This is a genomic window from Thioalkalivibrio sp. AKL9 (assembly GCF_000377825.1).
Lineage (GTDB): Bacteria > Pseudomonadota > Gammaproteobacteria > Ectothiorhodospirales > Ectothiorhodospiraceae > Thioalkalivibrio > Thioalkalivibrio versutus.
Map to the genome: position 1 here is coordinate 93,189 of NZ_KB905105.1, position 18,644 is coordinate 111,832.

An 18,644-nucleotide genomic window follows, 5' to 3' on the forward strand; every position below is an offset into this window, starting at 1 on the left:
TGATCTCCCGCTCAGTCGGCGTGGATGGGCTACTGCTCGACGAAGGCCCGCTCGATTACGTACTCACCCGGCACGCCCGTCTTGGGCGAAGCGGTGAAGCCCATCTGATCCAGCAGGTTCGACAGGTCCTCGAGCATCGCCGGGCTGCCACAGATCATGGCCCGGTCCTGTTCCGGATCGAGCTGCGGCAGACCGAGGTCTTCAGCCATCTTGCCGCTCTCGATCAGGTCCGTGATGCGGCCCTGGTGAACGAAGTCCTCGCGCGTGACCGTCGGGTAGTAGAGCAACTGCTCCTGCGCGAGCTCGCCGAGGTATTCGTGGTTCGGGAGCTCCTCGGTCAGGTATTCCTGGTAGGCCAGCTCGCTTCTGTATCGCACGCCGTGGACCAGGATCACCTTCTCGAATCGCTCGTAGGTTTCCGGGTCGCGGATGATGCTCATGTAGGGTGCGAGGCCGGTGCCCGTGCCGAACAGATACAGGTTCTTGCCCGGCAGCAGATCGTGGATCACCAGCGTTCCGGTGGCCTTGCGGCTTACCAGGAGCTGGTCACCCTCGTTGATATGCTGCAGACGCGAGGTCAACGGGCCGTCCGGTACCTTGATGCTCAGGAACTCGAGGTATTCCTCGTGGTTCGGGCTCACGATGCTGTAGGCGCGCAGTAGGGGCTTGCCCTCCACCTCGAGACCGATCATCACGAAATGACCGTTCTCGAAGCGCAGGCCCGGATCGCGCGTGGTCTTGAAGCTGAACAACGTGTCATTCCAGTGGTGCACGCTTAGTACTTCTTGTGGGTCACAGGCTGCCATGGGGTCTACCTCCCAGATTCGAGTCGGGTTGTGTTTCCATCATTGGTTGAATGGCCGGGGCCCTCGCGCTGATCTCCCACAAATAACGCCACGGATAGATACCCTGTTCGTGGCCATCGGAGAACACGAAGCGCACCCCACTGACCCCGAACGGAACGATGTCGACCACGTCCACTTGAGTGGCGTCTGTCACCGGTTCGTCCCGACGCCGGGCCAGAGTGCAATGGGCGCAGCGACACGCCAGCCGCAATGCCTCGAAACGCTTGCAGGTAACCTCGCCGGTGGGCCAGCAAAACTGAACCTCGCCGGCCTGCCCCTGCAGGCGGATCTCCTTCGGCGGTTGCATGCTCATTACGCGCGCCCTCCGGCGGCCAGCGGGCCGCCCTCCACGGGACAGGTGCGAGCCAGTTCGGCGAGCACGGTTTCCTCGATCACCAGGGTGGTGACCGGCGGCCACAACAGGGGGTTATCCGGGTCGTCCACCGGACGCGCCCCGAGCAGCGTGGCCACGCCGCTCAACCACGCCCCCAAAAAGGCGCCGCGCGTTACCCAGCTTGTAATGACAAGATGCGACATAATGACTCAGCGTTCCAGCTCGGCCAGCTTGCCCGTGCGCTCGATCCACTCTTCCGCGTCGGGCAGCGGGTCCTTCGCAGAGGTTATTAGCGGCCAGATAGCCGCCAGCTCGGCATTCAAGTCGAGGAGATGTTTCTGATCCTCAGCCAACTCACCTTCCGGCTGGATCGCCTCGGGCGGACATTCCGGCACACACAGGTCACAGTCGATGCACTCCACCGGGTCAATCACCAACATGTTGGGGCCCTCGTGGAAGCAGTCCGCCGGACACACTTCGACGCAATCGGTGTACTTGCACCGGATACAGTTCTCGTTCACTACGTAAGTCACGGTTGCCTCCGTATGGCGACGTGTCGCTCTCGGTGAAACACGCGGCGAATCAACTCGCCACGCGCAGCTTCGACTGGGCCCAAAGGGCGGTCTTGCGGACATCGGGATCCGGATCGTCCATCGCGCTTTCCACGTACGCCTGCGCCTTGGCATCCCCAATCTCGCCCAGGGCGCCAACGGCGGCCTTGCGCAGGTTCGACACCGGGTCGTCGGTGCACACGCCCACCGCCTCCACAGCCTTCGGGTCACCCAAAGTGCCCAGGGCCTCCACGGCCTTCTCGCGCACCTGCCAGAAGGCGTCGCGGGTCGCCTCGATCAGGCTCTGGAGTGCGGCGCGCAGGCGCAGCTTGCCGATCATGGAGGCCGCCTCGGTTCGAACCTGCCAGTTTTCGTCTCGCAGGCCACCCAGCAACGCATCCACAACGGAGTCGGGATCGCCGTACGACAGGGCACTCACCGCCACCCGCCGAACATCCGGGTCGGAATCCTCGCGGGCTCGCTCCATCAGCACCGGAAGGTTGGCCGGCGACCGCAACCACCCAAGCACGGAGACCGCCTCACGGCGCACCCCAGCATCGGAATGTTGCAGCATGGCCAGGGCGGGTTCGCAGCTCTCGGCGAGCCGCATGGGCTTGAGTGCCCCGAGCACACCAATAATGACGAATGGGTCGTCACTGCCCTTCAGGGCATCCAGCAACGGCTGGGCCGCGTCGGTATCTTTCAGGTCCGCCAAGGCGTGGGCAGCGGCATTACGTACCGCCTCGTCGCTATCGCTGAGCGCCGCCAGCAGGGCATCGGCGATATCGGCCGACTCGAACTCGTCGACGACCTTGGCCGCTTCTCGACGGACCGAGGGGTCGGGGTCTTTCAGGGCCTGGGTCAACAGGTCGGCCGCTTCGGGCTCCGCACTGTCCACCAGGGCCAGGACCCCGACGCGCCGCATCTCCACGTCATCGGAGGCCAGCTTGTCGGCAATGTCCTGCAGTTCTGGATCGTCGTATTGGCTCATCGGGTTCACCTTCAGCTCAGCAGATACGGAATGTTCACGGTGACCGCGTCGGTCGGGCAGTCCTTCTCGCAAGGCATGCAGTACCAACATTCGTCGTAATGCATATGGGCCTTGCCCGTGACCTCGTCGATCAGCAGGACATCCAGCGGGCAGACGTCGATGCAGACCCGGCAACCCTTATCGGCGATGCACTTCTCTTCATCGACCACCACCGGGACGGTCGTCTTGTGGTTGGCTACAGGCATGTCACTTCCCCTTTATTCAGCCGGGACTTCATCGGTGTTTTCGATCCGCATGGACTGGTAGGCCGACAGCTCGTCGTCGTCCAGCGGGATGATGTAGGGGTCCACCGGACGCGTACCGGTGCACATGGATCCGTCCTCGCCCTTGTACAGGCGGCTGTGACAGAACCAGTTCTCGTCGTCGCGCTCGGGGTAGTCGATGGAGTAGTGGTACAGCCCCCAGCGGGATTCCTTGCGCGCCATCGAGGCGCGCGCCGCCATCTCGGCGCAGTCGACAATCGCATGCACCTCGAGGGCACGCAGCAGTTCATGGGGATCCCGGGCGTGGAGCTTGGCCAGGTCCTCGCGCACCTGGAGGATGCGGCTGAGCCCGATCTCCATCTTCTTGGTGACCTTGGGCGGCTGCAGGTAGTCGTTCACCAGGCGTCGCACCTTGTACTCCATCTGCTCCGGAGGAATGCCGTCCTCCGCATTCAGCGGCGCCATCACGCGTTCGAGTTCCGCCGCAATCAACGACTCGTCCAGGGGTGCGTCGGTCCAGTCACTGACATAACGCGTCGCGCTCTCGCCGCAGATCTGGCCGTACACGAATGCGCCCAACATGTAACTGTGCGGCACGGAACCCATGTCCCCGGCCGCATACAGGCCCGGCACGGTGGTCTCGCCGTGTTCGTTGATCCACACCCCGGAAGCCGAGTGGCCGCTACAGAAACCGACCTCGGAGATGTGCATCTCCAGCATGTGCTCGCGATAGTTGGTACCGCGCCCGGCATGAAAGCGTTCGCGCGACGGGCGCTCGTTGGTATGCAGGACCGTCTCGATCTCCTGGATGGTCTCCTCGGCGAGGTGATCCACCTTCAGGTAGACCGGGCCCTTGCCCCCTTCCAGCTCTCGGTAGAACTCCAGCATCATCTGGCCCGACCAGTAGTCGCACTCGATGAAGCGCTCGCCCTGGGCATTCGCCGTGTAGCCGCCCAGCGGGCCGGTCACGTAGGCACAGGCCGGACCGTTGTAATCCTTCAGCAACGGGTTGATCTGGTAACACTCCAGATTCGCCAGGTCCGCGCCGGCGTGATAGGCCATCGCATGCCCCTCGCCCACATTGGTGGGGTTCTCGTAGGTGCCGTACAGATAACCGGAGGTCGGCAGGCCCAGGCGTCCCGCGGCGCCGGTCGCCATGATCACGGCCTTGGCGCGGATCAGCATGGGCTCGGAGGTCCGGGTGTTCACCGCAAAGGCGCCGGCGATCTTGCCGTCGCGATCCTTCAGCAGGCGGGTGGCCTGGTAACGGTTTTCCACCTTCACCCGGTTACGGCGCAGGCGCCGGTACAGGATCTTCTTGACGTTGTGCCCCTCGGGCATGGGCAGCACGTAGCTACCCATGTGATGGACCTTCTTCACGTCGTAATCGCCGGTCTCGTCCTTCTGGAAGTGCACACCCCAGGAGTCCAGCTTCTGGATCATGTCGTAGGAGCGTTCGGCGTAGGCCAGCACGGCCTTCTGGTGGACGATGCCGTCATTCGCCGTGGTGATCTCCTTTACATACTGCTCGGGCGTGGCCCGACCCGGGATGATGGCGTTGTTCAGGCCGTCCATCCCCATGGAGATCGCGCCGGAACGTTTCACGTTGGCCTTTTCCAGCAACATGACATCCAGCTCGGGGTTCTCTTCCTTGACGGTGACGGCCGCCAGAGGACCCCCGGTCCCGCCACCAATCACCAGGACATCCATCTCGACTGTTTCAATTTCGCTGACTTTCATAGGTACTCCTCATTGGGATCCGTACGGAACTTGCAGTTGAAGGTGTCTTCGCGGAACGACAGACACTCCACGTCAAAGGCACGACCGCTGCGGTCGAGAAAGACACGGATGAGTTTCAGGACGGGGGCCTCCACCGGAAGCGCCAGTGCTTCCTGTACCCCTGGCTCCGGGTGACAGGCCTCGATTTCGATACGGGCACTCCGCACCCTGAGGCCCAGACGATTTTTGAGTACGGACAAGGTGTCCACCGTGAGATCGCGGCTGAATATGCGCCGCCCAATGGCCAGCGGCAGAAAGCTCTCACTGACCATGACCGGCTCCGACCGCAAGCACTGCACCTGGCGAATGCGGGTGACCGAGTCCTCGGGCGCTAGCCCCAGTTCGCGCGTCACCCGCGATGGCGGCGTCATTTCCTGCATGGACAGCAGGCGCACATCGGCCTCACCGATCTGACGGGTCACCGTCTCGCCAAAGGCCTCCATGCGCCGCAGCTCCTGGCTCACCCGCGGGCGGGCGACAAAGATTCCGCGCCCCTGCGCAGTTACCACCAGACCTTCTGCACGCAACTCGCGAAGCGCCCTGCGCACGGTGATTCGGCTGACCCCAAAGGCCTCGATCAGCTCCTTCTCGGTGGCCAGTCGCTCGTTTGGCGCGCGCACCCCCTGGAGAATCTCGCGACGCAGACTGTCGCGGACCCAGCCGTAGAGCGACCCGGATCCGCCAGACCGGCTCACGGGACGCGGGAGTCCCGTGCTTGCAAGCCCTGCTTGGCGGTGGGTATCGATCATATGTACTAGCCTATCATAACAAGTTATGAGGTGTAAGAGGATCCAGTAGCTCTTCGGCTCTAGACCGACCGCCCCTGCTGCTCGAACGCCCGAGTCGTCTCGGCCCGAATCAGGTCCAGACACTGCTTTTTCAGCTCGACGAATCGGGGCTCGGTCACTACCTCGTGGGTGCGCGGGTGCGGGATGTCGACGCGAATATCCTCGATCAACCGCCCCGGACTCGCGCTCATCACGATGATCCGGTCCGCCAGAAACACGGCCTCCTCGATGTCATGCGTGACGAACACGATGGTGGTGTGAAACTCCTGGCGCAGATCCACCAGGTTTTGCTGCATCATCGAGCGCGTCTGGGCATCGAGCGCCCCGAACGGCTCGTCCATCAGCAATACGTCGGGGTAATTGGCCAAGGCGCGCGCGATGCCGACCCGCTGCTGCATACCCCCGGACAATTGCGCCGGAAAGTGGTTGCCGTAAGCCGAAAGCCCCACCATCCCGAGGAAGGTGCGCGCGATACTGTCGGACTCGGTCCTCGAGTGACCGGCCATGCGGGGGCCAAAGGCGACGTTCTTGCGCACGCTCTTCCAGGGGAACAGCGAGTGCTGCTGAAACACCATGCCGCGCTCCGGTCCCGGCCCGCGCACGCGCTTGCCATCCACCTCGACACGCCCCGCCGTGGGCGCGACGAAGCCGGCCACCGCATTCATCAAGGTCGACTTGCCGCAACCCGAAGGCCCCAGCAGACAGATGAATTCGCCCGGTTCAATCTCCAGATTCGCTCCATCCACCGCCAGGTTACGGCGGCCATTGGTATTGAACTCGATGGACACATCGGAGATCTGCACTCGGCCTGCCTCGGCACGACCCGCCAGCGCCCCACCGGGTGCGGGTTTCTTGCGTGAGGGCCCTTCGCCAAAGGCCCAGAAATTTCCAATTCTCATTGTGCTATCCCGTTGCTTAGCATGATCCGAAAGAGGTGCGGCTGGTCCTAGCGCTGCCAGCGCAGGAACGGCCGGGCGCCATAGCGCACCAACAGCGTGGACAGGGTCCCCAGGAGGCCGATCGTTACCATCCCGACAATGATCTGCGGGTACTGAACCAATGAGTAGGAACTCCAGGTGAAGTAGCCGATCCCGTACTGGCCACTGATGATCTCGCCCGCCAGCAGCGAGAACCATGCGATGCCCATGCCAATGGCCATGCCCGCCACGATGCTGGGCAGCGCCGCCGGCAGGACGACATGAATCAGAATCGAGGTACTGGAAGCGCCCAGAGCGCGGGCGGCCCGCACAAGGTCCTTGGGTGTCTGATCGACCCCGTGCATGGTGTTCAGCACGATCGGGAAAAAGGCCCCGAGAAAGGTAATGAAGATGATGCTGCTCTGTTCTGTAGGGAGCATCAGGATCGCCAGCGGGATCCAGGCCACCGCCGGGATGGGCCGGAAGATCTCCACGTAGGGAGAGAAGACATCCTCCACAAAACGATTGCGGCCCATGAATACACCAAGGGCGACACCCAAGACGGTGGCTAACCCAAAGGCGATGGCCACGCGCTCGACGCTGGCACTGATATGCCGATAGAAAGTATCGGACGACAACAGATCCAACAGCACCGCGCCCACAACGCCGGGCCGGGGTACATTCTCGAAGTTGAGGAGCAATCGGAAATCATTGACGGAGGCCAGATGCCACAGGCCGATCAGCACCACCACCGAGATCACCCGGACGCTGTAGCGTGCCCACCAGGTACCGCTCAATGCCTTCAGGCGCTCGCCGATAGAAGCGTCACCCGCTCCACCAGACAAGGATGCGCCCGCTCGAGGCGCTTCCTGTGACGAAGGCGCGGTATCTGCTGCCGGGGCCGTCGACGTCGGGTTGTCGGGCGCGGAAGGAGCACTCTCCACCGTCTCGTCTGCTACCGGCACAGTCTTGTTCGTCATCTGAAAACCCTTCCCTCGAGGCCATCAGGTCTTACCCAATGGATTGATCGGCAACGCCACAACTCAACTTGTCCTGACGTGTTCTTACGCCTGGAAGTGCCTGCAGCATCCATGCCAATGCCCCGGGGGCATCGAGAAAGGGGGTTAAGATGCTGTTTCGAAGAGGGCTTATCGGTTCAGAGGAAAAGGGAACCAGGCGGCGACGCGGACCCCATGCATCACGTGAGGGCGAACGCGCCCCACGACGGGGCGCTCAAACCCGAAAACACGAGGAGCATGATGACAAGTGTGGCAAGGATCAGCGGCCCGCCGACCATCGGGAAAACGCGAATTGAATCGCGCACCTCTCCAGGACTCAGCGGGCCAAGAAGCCCGCTTCGATCAAAGTCTGGCGTAGCCGTGCATGGGCTTCGGTGACGCGCGCGCGGGGACCACGTACGCCCAATTCGACCCGCGGCGCGTCGCGATCCATGCGCGGCAGGCAGGAAATACGCAGGTCCGGGAATGCGGCCTCCATTGCCTCAAGCACCGGCACCAGCGAGCTCTCGGTGGTGTTTTGCAGGATCAGGCTCTCTTCCACTGAACCTGCTTCCGCGTTGCGCTGGGGGAAGCGCTGGTCCAGCACCCAGCGCACCATGGGCTCGGCCATGGCAGGAAATCCGGGTACACAATAATGTCGTTCGCAGCAAAACCCCGGCACGCCATTGACCGGGTTCGGGATCAGGCTGGCACCCTCGGGCAACTCGGCCATGCGGATGCGATGCGGATAGGCCTCGTCACCGAAGCGGCGTTCCAGTAAATCGACAAATTCCGGATGGCGCTGGAGCGGGCGACCCAGCGCCTCGGCCAGGCAGGCGCGGGTGCGGTCATCCGGGGTGGCGCCGATGCCGCCAAAGCTGAACACCTCGGCTCCGCTTGCCAGGGTTTCGCGGAAGGTCTGCGCCAGGACGCGCGCGTTGTCGCCGACGATCCGCAGCCAGGCGAGTTCAAGGCCCTTCTCGGCGAGCGCCTCGGTCAGGTGCGCCTGGTGCCGGTCCCGGCGCTTGCCGCTGAGGAGTTCGTCGCCAATGATCACGGCGCCGATCTCGATCTCGCCCGTCTCGGTGGGCGCTTGCTCCCGTTCGGCCATCACGGGTCCGTCCATCGCCCCGGCCTTCGCCACGTTACTGTTTGGCGCCCAGCGCGAGCGCGCGCTCGCGGGCCGCGGCACGCGCCTCGGGGGCGTTGTCCGGATCGTTAAGCCACGGCGCCAGATGCTGGTGCAGCAGCCCGGCCAGGAAGTCGAGGTGATCCGCGCGGTCGTTCAGGGCCGGGATGTAGTGGAAGCGTTCGCCACCGGCCTCCTGGAAGATCTCGCGATTCTCGTCGCCGATCTCCTCGATGGTCTCCAGGCAGTCGGCGGAGAAGCCGGGGCAGATCACGTCCACCGAGCGCACGCCCTGCCCCGGCAGGGCCTCCATGGTCTTGTCGGTGTAGGGCTGCAGCCACTCCTCGCGCCCGAAGCGCGACTGGAAGGTGACCTGCCACTGGTCGTCATTCAGCCCCAGCGCCTGGGCCAGCTTGTGCCCGGTGGCATGACACAGGCAGTGGTAGGGGTCGCCCTGCAGCAGGTAGCGCTTGGGAATGCCGTGGAAGGACATCACCAGGCGGTCGGCCTGACCGTGTTCCTGCCAGTGCTCGCGCACGCTGCTGGCCAGGGCCTCGATATAGCCGGGCTGGGCGTCGTAGGCGGCGATGAACTGCAGGTCCGGCACCCAGCGCCAGCCCTTGAGCACATCGGCCACGGCATCGAAGGTGGAGCCGTTGGTGCTGGCCGAGTACTGCGGATACAGCGGCAACACGACCACACGACGCACGCCTTGGCGGCGCAGTTCGTCCAGGCCGGATGCAATGGACGGGTTGCCATAGCGCATGCCCAGGGCGACCGGGACATCCTCGCCGACCTGCGCGGCCAGGCGCTCGCGCACACCGGCGGCCTGGCGTTTCGAGATCGCCAGCAGCGGCGAGCCCTCGTCGGTCCACACGGTTGCGTATTTCGCCGCCGAGCGCTTGGGCCGAATGTTCAGGATCACGCCGTTCAGAATCAGCCACCAGATAGGTCGCGGGACCTCGACCACGCGCGGGTCCCAGAGGAACTCCTTCAGGTAGCGCCGCAAGGCGGGCGCGGTGGGCTCGTCCGGCGTTCCCAGATTGGTCAGCAAAACGCCGACGCCGCGCGCCTGGCCATGGCGATAATCCGCTTCTCCGAAATACTTCATGGGGCTCCTTGCAGGCATGGGGGACGGTGACTCCCTGTCGGAGTCACGGAGCGTCGCTTTGGTTCACACGCCAAGGATACCCGCGGGCACGAGTGGGCGCGCGCCCGGGACGGATCAGACGCTACGACCCCGCAACGGGCTGGTACGCGGGAAGTGCGCCTGCAGGAACTCCATCTGGTCGGCCAGCACGCGCTTGCCCTTGAGGAAGATGTATTCCGCGTGGGTGGGCGTAAACGGGATGGCGAGCAACTGCATCCCGGCCTCTTCCGGCGTGAACCCTGCCTTGTGGTTATTGCAGCGCTTGCAGGCGGTGACCACGTTGGTCCAGGTGTCTTCGCCGTCCTGGCTGATCGGGGTCACGTGGTCGCGGGACAAATCGCGTTCGGGGAACGCGTGACCGCAGTAGAGGCAAAGGTGGGCATCGCGGCGGAACAGGGTGGTGTTATTGAGCGGGGGGATGTAGTCGTTGAAGCGGGACTTGCGGGTGCCGTGAGTGGCGATGATCGAGTTGACCTCGACCCGTGACTGCAACCCGGTGCGCGCGTTGATGCCGCCGCGCATGCGATATAGCGGGCTGCCACAGGTGTAGGCCACCTGCTCGGTGTAATAGAGGCGCACGGCCTGCTCCAGGCCGATCCACTCCAGCGGCATGCCCGCGGCATCCGTGCGCAGGACCTGATGCTCATTCGGCAACATGACCCCGTCCCGTCTCAAGGAAACACGGATTTGCTCACGCGGCGTACGGGTGAACAAATCCATGCCGCCTTCGATACCCGAAAAACAATAAACAGCCTTCAGGAACAAAGCAATTACAACACCATGACCCGCGGTATCGTAAGCTCGCCCAACCTGACGGGCCCGGCAACGAGGGTGGACACGGTTTAAGCACGAGGCCGGATCCGCTACACTCGCGGGTCGTTTTTTGTGCGGCACGCCCGAATCACGCGTGCCGCATCCGATTTCACCACCCGCGAGCGCGGCTGATCGTCCCATAGGGAATACGGGAACGCTTGGCCCGGGGAGAGAGCGCATGGCAATCAAATTATCCGTTCCCAGGGAATCCGCCAGTGGCGAGCGCCGCGTGGCCCTGGATCCGTCGGTAGCGGCCAAGTTCAGCGATATGGGCATCACGGTGCAGCTGGAAAAGGGTGCCGGTTCCGAGGCCCATTTTCCGGATGCGGCCTACGAGAAGGCCTCCGTGGTCGACACCGAGACCGCCTACGGCCAGTCGGATCTGATGGTCCGCGTGGCACCGCCGACAGTCGAGGAGATCAACCAGCTGCCGGAAGGCTCGACCGTGGTCAGCCTGTTCCACGCTCACCGCAACCCGGATGTGGTCAAGGCGATGCAGGAGCGCAAGATCCTGAGCTTCGCGATGGAGCTGATCCCGCGCATCTCGCGCGCCCAGAGCATGGACGTGCTGTCCTCGCAGGCAGCCGTGGTCGGCTACAAGGGCGCGATCATGGGCTCCGATCTGTCCTGCCGCTTCTTCCCGATGCTGACCACCGCGGCCGGCACCATCCGCCCGGCCAAGGTGATCGTGATCGGCGCCGGCGTGGCCGGGCTGCAGGCGATTGCCACGGCCAAGCGCCTGGGCGCGATGGTCGAGGCCTATGACGTGCGCTCCGCCACCAAGGAGCAGGTCGAGTCGCTGGGCGCGAAGTTCCTGGATCTCGGCGTCTCCGCCGAGGGCGAGGGCGGCTACGCCCGCGAACTGACCGCGGAAGAGAAAAAGCAGCAGCAAGATGCCCTGGGCGAGTACATCGCCAAGGCCGACGTGCTGATTACCACCGCCGCGATCCCGGGACGCGATGCACCCAAGCTAATCCCCAAGATCATGGTCGAGGGCATGAAGCCGGGTGCGGTCATCATCGACCTGGCGGCCGAAGGTGGCGGCAACTGCGAGCTGAGCAAGCCCGGCGAGACCCACGACCACAAGGGCGTGATCATCCATGCCCCGTTGAACGTGCCCTCGCAGGTCCCGCTGCATGCCTCCGAGATGTATGCCAAGAACCTGCTGAATTTCCTCACGCCGATGATCGCCGAAGGCGGCGAATTCCAGCCCGACTGGGATGACGAGGTCATCGCCAAGAGCGTGCTGACCCGCGATGGCGAGATCGTGCACGAGGCCACCCGCGAGGCCCTGAAGGGAGCTCAATCATGATCATCGAAGGCTTTATCGCGCTGTACATCTTCATGCTCGCGGCCTTCACCGGCTACGAGATCATCTCCAAGGTCCCGGTCATCCTGCATACCCCGCTGATGTCCGGTTCCAACTTCGTCCACGGCATCGTGCTGGTCGGGACCATGGTCGCACTCGGCCACGCCACGACCCCGCTGGAACAGGCTATCGGCTTTGTCGCCGTGATCCTGGCCGCGGGCAACGCCGTGGGTGGCTATGTCGTCACCGAACGCATGCTGGAGATGTTCAAGACCAGCAAGAAGGACGACAAGAAGGGAGATAACGCATGAGTCTGATTATCAACCTCGCCTACTTTGCGGCGGCGGTCCTGTTCATCGTCGGCCTCAAGCAGATGTCTTCGCCGACCACCGCGCGGCCGGGCATCATGTGGGCCGGCGTGGGGATGGTGCTCGCCACGCTCGTGACCTTCGTGCATCCGGAAGTCTCCGGGGGCGTGAACTACACCCTGATCGTCCTGGGTATCGTCATCGGTGGCGGTCTCGCCTGGTGGAGCGGCAAGAAGGTCGCCATGACCGACATGCCGCAGATGATCGCGCTGTACAACGGCATGGGCGGCGGCGCCGCGGCCGGCATCGGTGCGATCTACCTGCTGCAGGCCACCCCGGAAAGCGTCACCAATACCGGCCTGGCGATCGCCACCACCGGCTCGCTGATCGGTGCGGTGGCCTTCTCTGGCTCGCTGGTGGCCTACGCCAAGCTGCAGGGCCTGATGAAGAAGACCTTCCACTTCCCGGGCCAGCAGGTGGTGAACATCGCCATCTTTGCTATCACCGTGATCCTCGGCTTCATGCTGGCGACCGGCGGCGGCGAGATCGGCTCGGCCACACTGCTGCTGTTCTTCGTCCTGTCGCTCGCCTTCGGCATCCTGATGACCCTGCCGATCGGCGGCGCCGACATGCCGGTGGTCATCTCGCTGTACAACGCCCTCACCGGCCTGGCAGTCGGCCTCAAGGGCATCGTGCTCGACAACCCGGCCCTGATGATCGCCGGTATCGTCGTCGGCGCGGCCGGTACGCTGCTCACGCAGCTGATGGCCAAGGCGATGAACCGCCCGATCAAGAACATCCTGTTCAGCCAGTTCGGTGGCAGCAGCGGGGGTGCCGAGGAAGCGATCGAGGGCACCATGAAGGAGATCCAGGCCAACGACGCCGGGATCATGATGGCCTTTGCCGAGAAGGTGATCATCGTGCCGGGCTACGGTATGGCCGTGGCACAGGCGCAGCACAAGATCTGGGAATTCACCCAGCTGCTGCAGAAGCGCGGCGTAGACGTGAAGTTCGCGATCCACCCGGTCGCGGGCCGCATGCCCGGGCACATGAACGTGCTGCTGGCCGAGGCCGGCGTGCCCTACGACATCATCTTCGACCTCGACGAGATCAACGAGGAGTTCAAGACCGCGGATGTCGCCATGGTCATCGGCGCGAACGACGTCGTGAACCCGGTGGCCCGGACCAATCCGGACTCGCCGATCTACGGCATGCCGATCCTCAACGCGGACCAGGCGCACAACGTCATCTGCGTGAAGCGCGGCAAGGGCTCCGGTTTCTCGGGCATCGAGAACCACCTGTTCTATGCCGACAACAACCAGATGTTGTACGGCGACGGCCAGAAGGTGGCCGCCGAGCTGGTGGCATCGGTCAAGGCCCTCGGCTAGTCGACCCGCCCCACTCGCGGGGCCCGGACACCGGGCCCCGTAACCGAAACCCGGCCACCGTTTTGCGGTGCCGGGTTTTTTTTGTTGCTCACCCACCGGGCCAGGATTGAAACCCGAAATCTGTACGTTTCCTGTACAAACTACCCACAAGGGCCAGGGTCAAACCCCGGTTAGCACACACAGCGCGCACTCGGTTTCACATAGCGATCATAACTCGCTGTTTTCCCTATATTAAATGGATATGGTCGATTTTTGCCCAATCCAAGTAGCCCTTAGCAGTAACAAGCATTTAGGGATGTTCATACCGATTCACCCACAGAGTTATCCACAGCTTTTGTGGATAACCCCCTCCCGCAGTGCGGCGGCCTCTCCCCCTCCCCGGGGTCCGACACAGTAGACTGTGCGCATGCCTGCCACGCCCCGAATCGCCTGCATCGCGCTGGATCGCCCTCTGGACCGGCTGTTCGACTACAGCATCCCCAAGGACCTGACGCTTGCACCCGGCCAGCGGGTGCGCGTGCCCTTCGGGCGCGGGTCGACCATCGGGGTCGTGGTCGAGCTGGCATCCACCAGCGAGGTTGCACCCGGCCGCCTGCGTGCGATCCAGGAAGCACCCGAGGCAGAACCGATTCTGGGGTCCCGCCTGCTGGAGCTGCTGCAGTTCGGAGCCCGGTACTATCACCACCCCCTGGGCGAAGCCCTGCTGGGGGCACTCCCCCCGGCCCTGCGCCATGGCGACCCGCTCCCCGCCCTGACCCCGGAGACCCTGTGGCGGATGACACCCGCGGGCAGCCAGGCGCTGGCCGACGGTGACGCCCGCGGGCGACGCCAGCAGGCCGTCCTCCGCGCGCTCGCCCACCCGAATTCCACACCGCATGACTCACCGGCCCTGGATCGCGCCACCCTGGCCGCCGCCACCGGGCTGCAACTCGCCCCGCGCGAACTGCGCGCGTTTGCGGAACGCGGCTGGCTGGAGGCGACCACGCCCGACCCGAAACAGCCACCGCCCCCGAACACCAGCGACCACACCCTGACCGCCGAACAACGCGCCGCCGTCGACGCCCTGACCCCGGATACCGGCGTACCCCTCCTGCTGGAGGGTGTCACCGGCAGCGGCAAGACCGAGGTCTACCTGCAAATGGCCGAACGCGTGCTGGCACGCGGGCGCCAGGTCCTGTTCCTGATCCCCGAGATCGCCCTGACGCCACAGCTGAGCGCGCGCATCCAGCAGCGCTTCCCCGGGCAGGTCGCCCTCCTCCACTCCGGGCTGTCCGAGGGCGAGCGCCTGCGCGCCTGGGAGTCCGCCCGTCAGGGGCAGCGCCGCATCGTCGTCGGCACCCGTTCGGCGCTGTTCACGCCCCTGCCCGATCTCGGCCTGATCATCGTTGACGAGGAGCACGACAGCGCCTTCAAGCAGCAGGACGGCTTTCGCTACAACGCCCGCGACCTGGCCATCAAGCGCGGCCAGCTGGAACAGGCCGCGGTGGTCCTGGGCTCGGCCACGCCGACCCTGGAGACCCTGCATGCGGCGACCACTGGCCGCTACGCCCATGCCCGACTGGCGACGCGCCCGGACGGCTCTCAACCGCCCGCCGTCGAGGCCATCGACACGCGTGTGCACACCCCGGACGAGGGCCTCACCGCCCCGCTTCTGGATGCCATGCAACAGACCCTCGCCGCCGGCCACCAGTGCTTCCTGCTGTTGAACCGGCGCGGCTTCGCCCGCGTGCTGGCCTGCGACGCCTGCGGCTGGGTCGCCGAATGCCCGGACTGCGATGCGCGCCTGACCATCCACGCGCACAACCCGCGTGCCGTCTGCCACCTCTGCGGTCACCAGGAACCGCGCCCCCAGCGCTGCCCGCAATGCGGCGAGGCCCTGGCCCAGCGCGGTCTCGGCACCCAGCGCCTGGAACAGGCCCTGGCCCGCCACTACCCGACCACTCCGCTGATCCGCCTGGACCGCGACAGCATCCGCCACAAGGGGGCGCTCGAGGAGGCGCTGGACCGTATCCGCCAGCTGGATGCCGCCATCGTCGTCGGGACCCAGATGCTGGCCAAGGGCCACGACTTCCCGCAGGTCGGACTGGTCGGCGTGATTGACGTCGACCAGGGCCTGTTCAGCGTCGACCTGCGCGCGACCGAAAACACCCTGCAGCTGATCGTGCAGGCCGCCGGGCGCGCCGGACGTGGTTCCGGCGGCGGCCGCGTCCTGCTGCAGACAGGGCATCCGGACCACCCTCTGATCCGCGGCCTGAACGCCGCGGACTACCCGGCGATGGTCGCGCCCCTGCTGGAGGAGCGCGCTGCCGCCGAGATGCCACCCCACGGCCACCTGGCCCTGGTCCGCGTCGAGGCGGGCGATGCCGAGACCACCCGCCGCCACGCCGAGCGCGTCGCCACCCACCTGCGCAACGCCGCCGCCGAAAGCCTGCGCGTGCTCGGCCCGGCCCCCGCACCGCGCCACCGCGTCAATCGCCGCTTCCGCGAACAGATCCTGCTGCAGTCCACCCAGCGCGGCCCACTCCATCGGGCCCTGACCCGCGCCCGCCACGCCTGGCAGACCGACGACCTCCCGCGCGGCACCCGCATCGCCATCGACATCGACCCGGTCTCGCTGGCGTAAACCGCCGCCCGGTTCCCTTCGAGCGCCCCGTACCGGGGCGGCACGACCAGCGCTTCCGGGTTAGAATGCGGCCCTTTTTACCCGACGGATCGAGCTTCCCTTGAAAGACACCCTGACCGAGGCCCTGGCGGCCGCACTGGAGACCCTGGTGGCCGAAGGCCGCGTACCCGCCGACCACGGTGTCGAGGTGCAGGTCACGCGTGCGCGCGACCGCGAACACGGCGACTTCGCCGCCAACCTGGCGATGCAGCTCGCGCGCCCGGCGAAATCCAAGCCACGCGATCTGGCCGAGGCCCTGTGTGCGGCCATGCCCGAGGTGCCCGGCCTCGCCGGCACCGAGATCGCCGGCCCCGGTTTCATCAACTTCCGCCTGGCCGCGGATGCCCGCACGCTGGTGCTGGGCCGCGTCGCGACCCAAGGTGACGACTTCGGCCGCTCCAGCGCAGGCGGCGGACGCCCGGTGCAGGTGGAATTCGTCTCCGCCAATCCCACCGGGCCGCTGCATGTGGGCCATGGCCGCGGCGCGGCCTTCGGCGCCACGGTGGCCGACCTGCTGGATTTCTGCGGCTTCGATGTCACCCGCGAGTACTACGTGAACGACGCCGGGCGGCAGATGAACATCCTCGCTGCCAGTGTGTGGCTACGCTACCTGGAGCAGCACGGTGTCCAGGTGCCGTTCCCGGCCAATGGCTACAAGGGCGACTACATCCACCCGGTCGCCGAGACCCTGACCGCGCAGATCGGCGAACAAGGCGTGCACCCGGCCGAGGCCGTCACCCGCGGTCTTCCGGCGGACGAACCGGACGGCGGCGACAAGGAAACCTTCATCGACGCGGTGATCGCCCGCGCCCGCGAGCTCCTGGGCGAGACGCTCTACCGCAAGGTGTTCGACTGCGGCCTGAACGCAATCCTCGATGACATCCGCGACGACCTGCGCGAGTTTGGCGTCGAGTACCAGTGCTGGTTCTCCGAGCGCAGCCTGGCCGACTCCGGCGCGATCGACGCCGCAATGGAGGACCTGCAGGGGCGCGGCGCGCTGTACGAGCAGGACGGGGCCCTGTGGTTCCGCTCCACCGACTACGGCGACGACAAGGACCGCGTGGTGCGCCGCGAGAACGGCGACTACACCTACTTCGCCTCCGACATCGCCTACCACCGCGAGAAATTCCAGCGCGGCTTCGAGCGCGTCATCAACATCTGGGGCGCTGACCACCACGGCTACGTCCCGCGCGTGCGCGCCGCGCTGCAGGCCCTGGGCCTGGACCCCGGCCGCCTCGACGTGCTGCTGGTGCAGTTCGCGATCCTCTACCGCGGTGGCGAGCGCCTGCCCATGTCCACCCGCGCCGGACAGTTCGTGACCCTGCGCGAACTGCGCGACGAGGTCGGCTCGGATGCCGCGCGCTTCTTCTACGTGCAGCGCCGCTGCGACCAGCACCTGGACTTCGACCTCGACCTCGCCAAGTCGCAGTCCAACGACAACCCGATGTACTACATCCAGTACGCGCACGCGCGCATCGCCAGCGTGCTGCGCACCGCCGTCGAGCGCGGGCATGCCCCGGCCGCGGCCGACGCCGAGGGCCTCAGCACGCGCCTGACCGAACCGCAGGAAGACGACCTGCTGGATCGTCTGGATCGCTTCCCCGAGGTGATCGCGGCGGCCGCCGAGGCCTGCGAACCGCACCAGATCGCCCAGTACCTGCGCGAGCTGGCCGCCGGCTTCCACACCTACTACAACGCGGTACCCTTCCTCAACGCGGACGACCCCGACGTGATCGGTGCGCGTCTCGCGCTGCTGACCGGCGCCAGGCAGGTGCTGCACAACGGCCTGCGCCTGCTGGGCGTGACCGCCCCGGAACGGATGTAGACCATGGCCCAGGCGCGCAAGACCCGTCGCAAGTCCGCCCCGCGGAAGGCCTCGCGGCCGATCCCCGGCTGGGTATGGATGTTGCTCGGCCTGCTGATCGGCCTGGGGCTTGCCGCCGTGCTGTACCTGCAGGGTGCCGACCGCTCGCCGGATCTGGGCGCGCTGTTCGGTGACCCGGATCCCGCGACCGAGACGGCCGCCCCGACCCCGGCACCGGTGGAGCGGGACACCGTTCCCTCGGACGACGAGCCCCGCTTCCGCTACTACGAGCTGCTGCCCGAGGACGAGATCCGGGTGCCGGAGTCCGAGCGCGACGCGCCCGCCCCGGCTGTGCCACCGGCCGCATCGCCCAGTGAAGGCGATCCGGTCGTCCTGCAGACCGGCTCGTTCCGCCGCTTTGCCCAGGCCGATGAGATGAAGGCACGACTGACCCTGCTCGGTCTGGACCCGAAAGTGCACGAGGTCGAGATCCAGGGCGAGACCTGGTACCGCGTCTACCTCGGCCCGTTCAGTGACGAGGACCGCGTGCGCCAGGCGCTGGAGCGCCTGCGCACGGAGAATATCGAGGCCCTGCGTCTGCGCTACCAGGGCTGA

18 protein-coding genes and 1 pseudogene are annotated in these 18,644 nt (G+C 65.6%); 6 read left to right on the forward strand and 13 right to left on the reverse strand.

Annotation, left to right across the window (positions count from 1 at the left end):
* Positions 1 to 29: 29 nt before the first annotated feature.
* The 13 genes and pseudogenes from D573_RS0104345 to D573_RS0104410 all read right to left on the reverse strand — a co-directional run bounded on the left by D573_RS0104345 (position 30) and on the right by D573_RS0104410 (position 10,402).
* The gene (locus tag D573_RS0104345) at positions 30 to 806 is read right to left on the reverse strand and encodes a ferredoxin--NADP reductase (protein WP_026287950.1); all 777 of its coding nucleotides are present in this window, start codon (positions 804 to 806) and stop codon (positions 30 to 32) included.
* Between the two features lie 5 nt (positions 807 to 811).
* Positions 812 to 1,158, reverse strand: a pseudogene (locus D573_RS0104350) (gamma-butyrobetaine hydroxylase-like domain-containing protein).
* Complete coding sequence (locus tag D573_RS0104355; RefSeq protein WP_018938238.1) at positions 1,158 to 1,382, reverse strand: hypothetical protein; 225 nt, start codon at positions 1,380 to 1,382, stop codon at positions 1,158 to 1,160. Before D573_RS0104355 ends, D573_RS0104350 begins: the two are co-directional and overlap by 1 nt.
* A 6-nt stretch (positions 1,383 to 1,388) precedes the next feature.
* Positions 1,389 to 1,712 carry a ferredoxin FdxA gene (gene fdxA, locus D573_RS0104360; protein WP_018938239.1) on the reverse strand — a complete coding sequence of 108 codons (324 nt, stop codon included), beginning with the start codon at positions 1,710 to 1,712 and terminating at the stop codon, positions 1,389 to 1,391.
* 49 nt (positions 1,713 to 1,761) lie between these two features.
* Positions 1,762 to 2,721 carry a HEAT repeat domain-containing protein gene (locus D573_RS0104365; protein WP_018938240.1) on the reverse strand — a complete coding sequence of 320 codons (960 nt, stop codon included), beginning with the start codon at positions 2,719 to 2,721 and terminating at the stop codon, positions 1,762 to 1,764.
* An 11-nt stretch (positions 2,722 to 2,732) separates the two neighbouring features.
* Positions 2,733 to 2,966, reverse strand: a complete 234-nt coding sequence (locus tag D573_RS0104370; RefSeq protein WP_017942684.1) for a ferredoxin family protein — start codon at positions 2,964 to 2,966, stop codon at positions 2,733 to 2,735.
* Positions 2,967 to 2,978: 12 nt separating this feature from the next.
* Complete coding sequence (locus tag D573_RS0104375) at positions 2,979 to 4,724, reverse strand: fumarate reductase/succinate dehydrogenase flavoprotein subunit (RefSeq protein WP_018938241.1); 1,746 nt, start codon at positions 4,722 to 4,724, stop codon at positions 2,979 to 2,981.
* Entirely contained in the window at positions 4,721 to 5,512 is a 792-nt protein-coding gene (locus D573_RS0104380) for a GntR family transcriptional regulator (RefSeq protein WP_081618736.1), read from the reverse strand. The genes D573_RS0104375 and D573_RS0104380 overlap by 4 nt, the downstream gene beginning before the upstream one ends.
* A gap of 59 nt (positions 5,513 to 5,571) precedes the next feature.
* Positions 5,572 to 6,354 carry an ATP-binding cassette domain-containing protein gene (locus D573_RS0104385; RefSeq protein ID WP_018938243.1) on the reverse strand — a complete coding sequence of 261 codons (783 nt, stop codon included), beginning with the start codon at positions 6,352 to 6,354 and terminating at the stop codon, positions 5,572 to 5,574.
* Between the two features lie 143 nt (positions 6,355 to 6,497).
* Positions 6,498 to 7,448: an ABC transporter permease gene (locus D573_RS13745; protein WP_038039676.1), complete on the reverse strand. Its 951-nt coding sequence runs from the start codon at positions 7,446 to 7,448 to the stop codon at positions 6,498 to 6,500.
* Between the two features lie 355 nt (positions 7,449 to 7,803).
* On the reverse strand, positions 7,804 to 8,577 hold the full coding sequence (locus tag D573_RS0104400; protein ID WP_018938246.1) for a molybdopterin-binding protein: 774 nt from the start codon (positions 8,575 to 8,577) through the stop codon (positions 7,804 to 7,806).
* Between the two features lie 34 nt (positions 8,578 to 8,611).
* Positions 8,612 to 9,706, reverse strand: coding sequence for a ferrochelatase (hemH, locus tag D573_RS0104405; protein WP_018938247.1), 1,095 nt, complete (start codon positions 9,704 to 9,706; stop codon positions 8,612 to 8,614).
* 114 nt (positions 9,707 to 9,820) lie between these two features.
* Positions 9,821 to 10,402, reverse strand: a complete 582-nt coding sequence (locus D573_RS0104410; RefSeq protein WP_018168316.1) for an HNH endonuclease — start codon at positions 10,400 to 10,402, stop codon at positions 9,821 to 9,823.
* 334 nt (positions 10,403 to 10,736) lie between these two features.
* On the opposite strand from D573_RS0104410, the gene D573_RS0104415 reads away from it, so the two are divergent.
* The 6 genes from D573_RS0104415 to D573_RS0104440 all read left to right on the forward strand — a co-directional run bounded on the left by D573_RS0104415 (position 10,737) and on the right by D573_RS0104440 (position 18,644).
* On the forward strand, positions 10,737 to 11,870 hold the full coding sequence (locus tag D573_RS0104415; RefSeq protein ID WP_038037866.1) for an NAD(P) transhydrogenase subunit alpha: 1,134 nt from the start codon (positions 10,737 to 10,739) through the stop codon (positions 11,868 to 11,870).
* Positions 11,867 to 12,178 carry an NAD(P) transhydrogenase subunit alpha gene (locus D573_RS0104420; RefSeq protein ID WP_017942675.1) on the forward strand — a complete coding sequence of 104 codons (312 nt, stop codon included), beginning with the start codon at positions 11,867 to 11,869 and terminating at the stop codon, positions 12,176 to 12,178. The genes D573_RS0104415 and D573_RS0104420 overlap by 4 nt, the downstream gene beginning before the upstream one ends.
* Entirely contained in the window at positions 12,175 to 13,563 is a 1,389-nt protein-coding gene (locus D573_RS0104425; RefSeq protein WP_018938248.1) for an NAD(P)(+) transhydrogenase (Re/Si-specific) subunit beta, read from the forward strand. The genes D573_RS0104420 and D573_RS0104425 overlap by 4 nt, the downstream gene beginning before the upstream one ends.
* A gap of 406 nt (positions 13,564 to 13,969) precedes the next feature.
* Positions 13,970 to 16,186 (forward strand): primosomal protein N', encoded by a 2,217-nt coding sequence (locus D573_RS0104430; protein ID WP_018938249.1) that lies wholly within the window; start codon positions 13,970 to 13,972, stop codon positions 16,184 to 16,186.
* Between the two features lie 100 nt (positions 16,187 to 16,286).
* Positions 16,287 to 18,050 carry an arginine--tRNA ligase gene (gene argS / locus D573_RS0104435; protein WP_018938250.1) on the forward strand — a complete coding sequence of 588 codons (1,764 nt, stop codon included), beginning with the start codon at positions 16,287 to 16,289 and terminating at the stop codon, positions 18,048 to 18,050.
* 3 nt (positions 18,051 to 18,053) lie between these two features.
* Positions 18,054 to 18,644: an SPOR domain-containing protein gene (locus tag D573_RS0104440; RefSeq protein ID WP_018144585.1), complete on the forward strand. Its 591-nt coding sequence runs from the start codon at positions 18,054 to 18,056 to the stop codon at positions 18,642 to 18,644.

Coding starts and splice junctions, on each gene's coding strand:
- D573_RS0104345 (WP_026287950.1), bottom strand. CDS start 806: ATGGCAGCCTGTGACCCACAAGAAGTACTAAGCGTGCACCACTGGAAT.
- D573_RS0104355 (WP_018938238.1), bottom strand. CDS start 1,382: ATGTCGCATCTTGTCATTACAAGCTGGGTAACGCGCGGCGCCTTTTTG.
- D573_RS0104365 (WP_018938240.1), bottom strand. CDS start 2,721: ATGAGCCAATACGACGATCCAGAACTGCAGGACATTGCCGACAAGCTG.
- D573_RS0104370 (WP_017942684.1), bottom strand. CDS start 2,966: ATGCCTGTAGCCAACCACAAGACGACCGTCCCGGTGGTGGTCGATGAA.
- D573_RS0104375 (WP_018938241.1), bottom strand. CDS start 4,724: ATGAAAGTCAGCGAAATTGAAACAGTCGAGATGGATGTCCTGGTGATT.
- D573_RS0104380 (WP_081618736.1), bottom strand. CDS start 5,512: ATGATCGATACCCACCGCCAAGCAGGGCTTGCAAGCACGGGACTCCCG.
- D573_RS13745 (WP_038039676.1), bottom strand. CDS start 7,448: ATGACGAACAAGACTGTGCCGGTAGCAGACGAGACGGTGGAGAGTGCT.
- D573_RS0104400 (WP_018938246.1), bottom strand. CDS start 8,577: ATGGCCGAACGGGAGCAAGCGCCCACCGAGACGGGCGAGATCGAGATC.
- hemH (WP_018938247.1), bottom strand. CDS start 9,706: ATGAAGTATTTCGGAGAAGCGGATTATCGCCATGGCCAGGCGCGCGGC.
- D573_RS0104410 (WP_018168316.1), bottom strand. CDS start 10,402: ATGTTGCCGAATGAGCATCAGGTCCTGCGCACGGATGCCGCGGGCATG.
- D573_RS0104415 (WP_038037866.1), top strand. CDS start 10,737: ATGGCAATCAAATTATCCGTTCCCAGGGAATCCGCCAGTGGCGAGCGC.
- D573_RS0104420 (WP_017942675.1), top strand. CDS start 11,867: ATGATCATCGAAGGCTTTATCGCGCTGTACATCTTCATGCTCGCGGCC.
- D573_RS0104425 (WP_018938248.1), top strand. CDS start 12,175: ATGAGTCTGATTATCAACCTCGCCTACTTTGCGGCGGCGGTCCTGTTC.
- D573_RS0104430 (WP_018938249.1), top strand. CDS start 13,970: ATGCCTGCCACGCCCCGAATCGCCTGCATCGCGCTGGATCGCCCTCTG.
- D573_RS0104440 (WP_018144585.1), top strand. CDS start 18,054: ATGGCCCAGGCGCGCAAGACCCGTCGCAAGTCCGCCCCGCGGAAGGCC.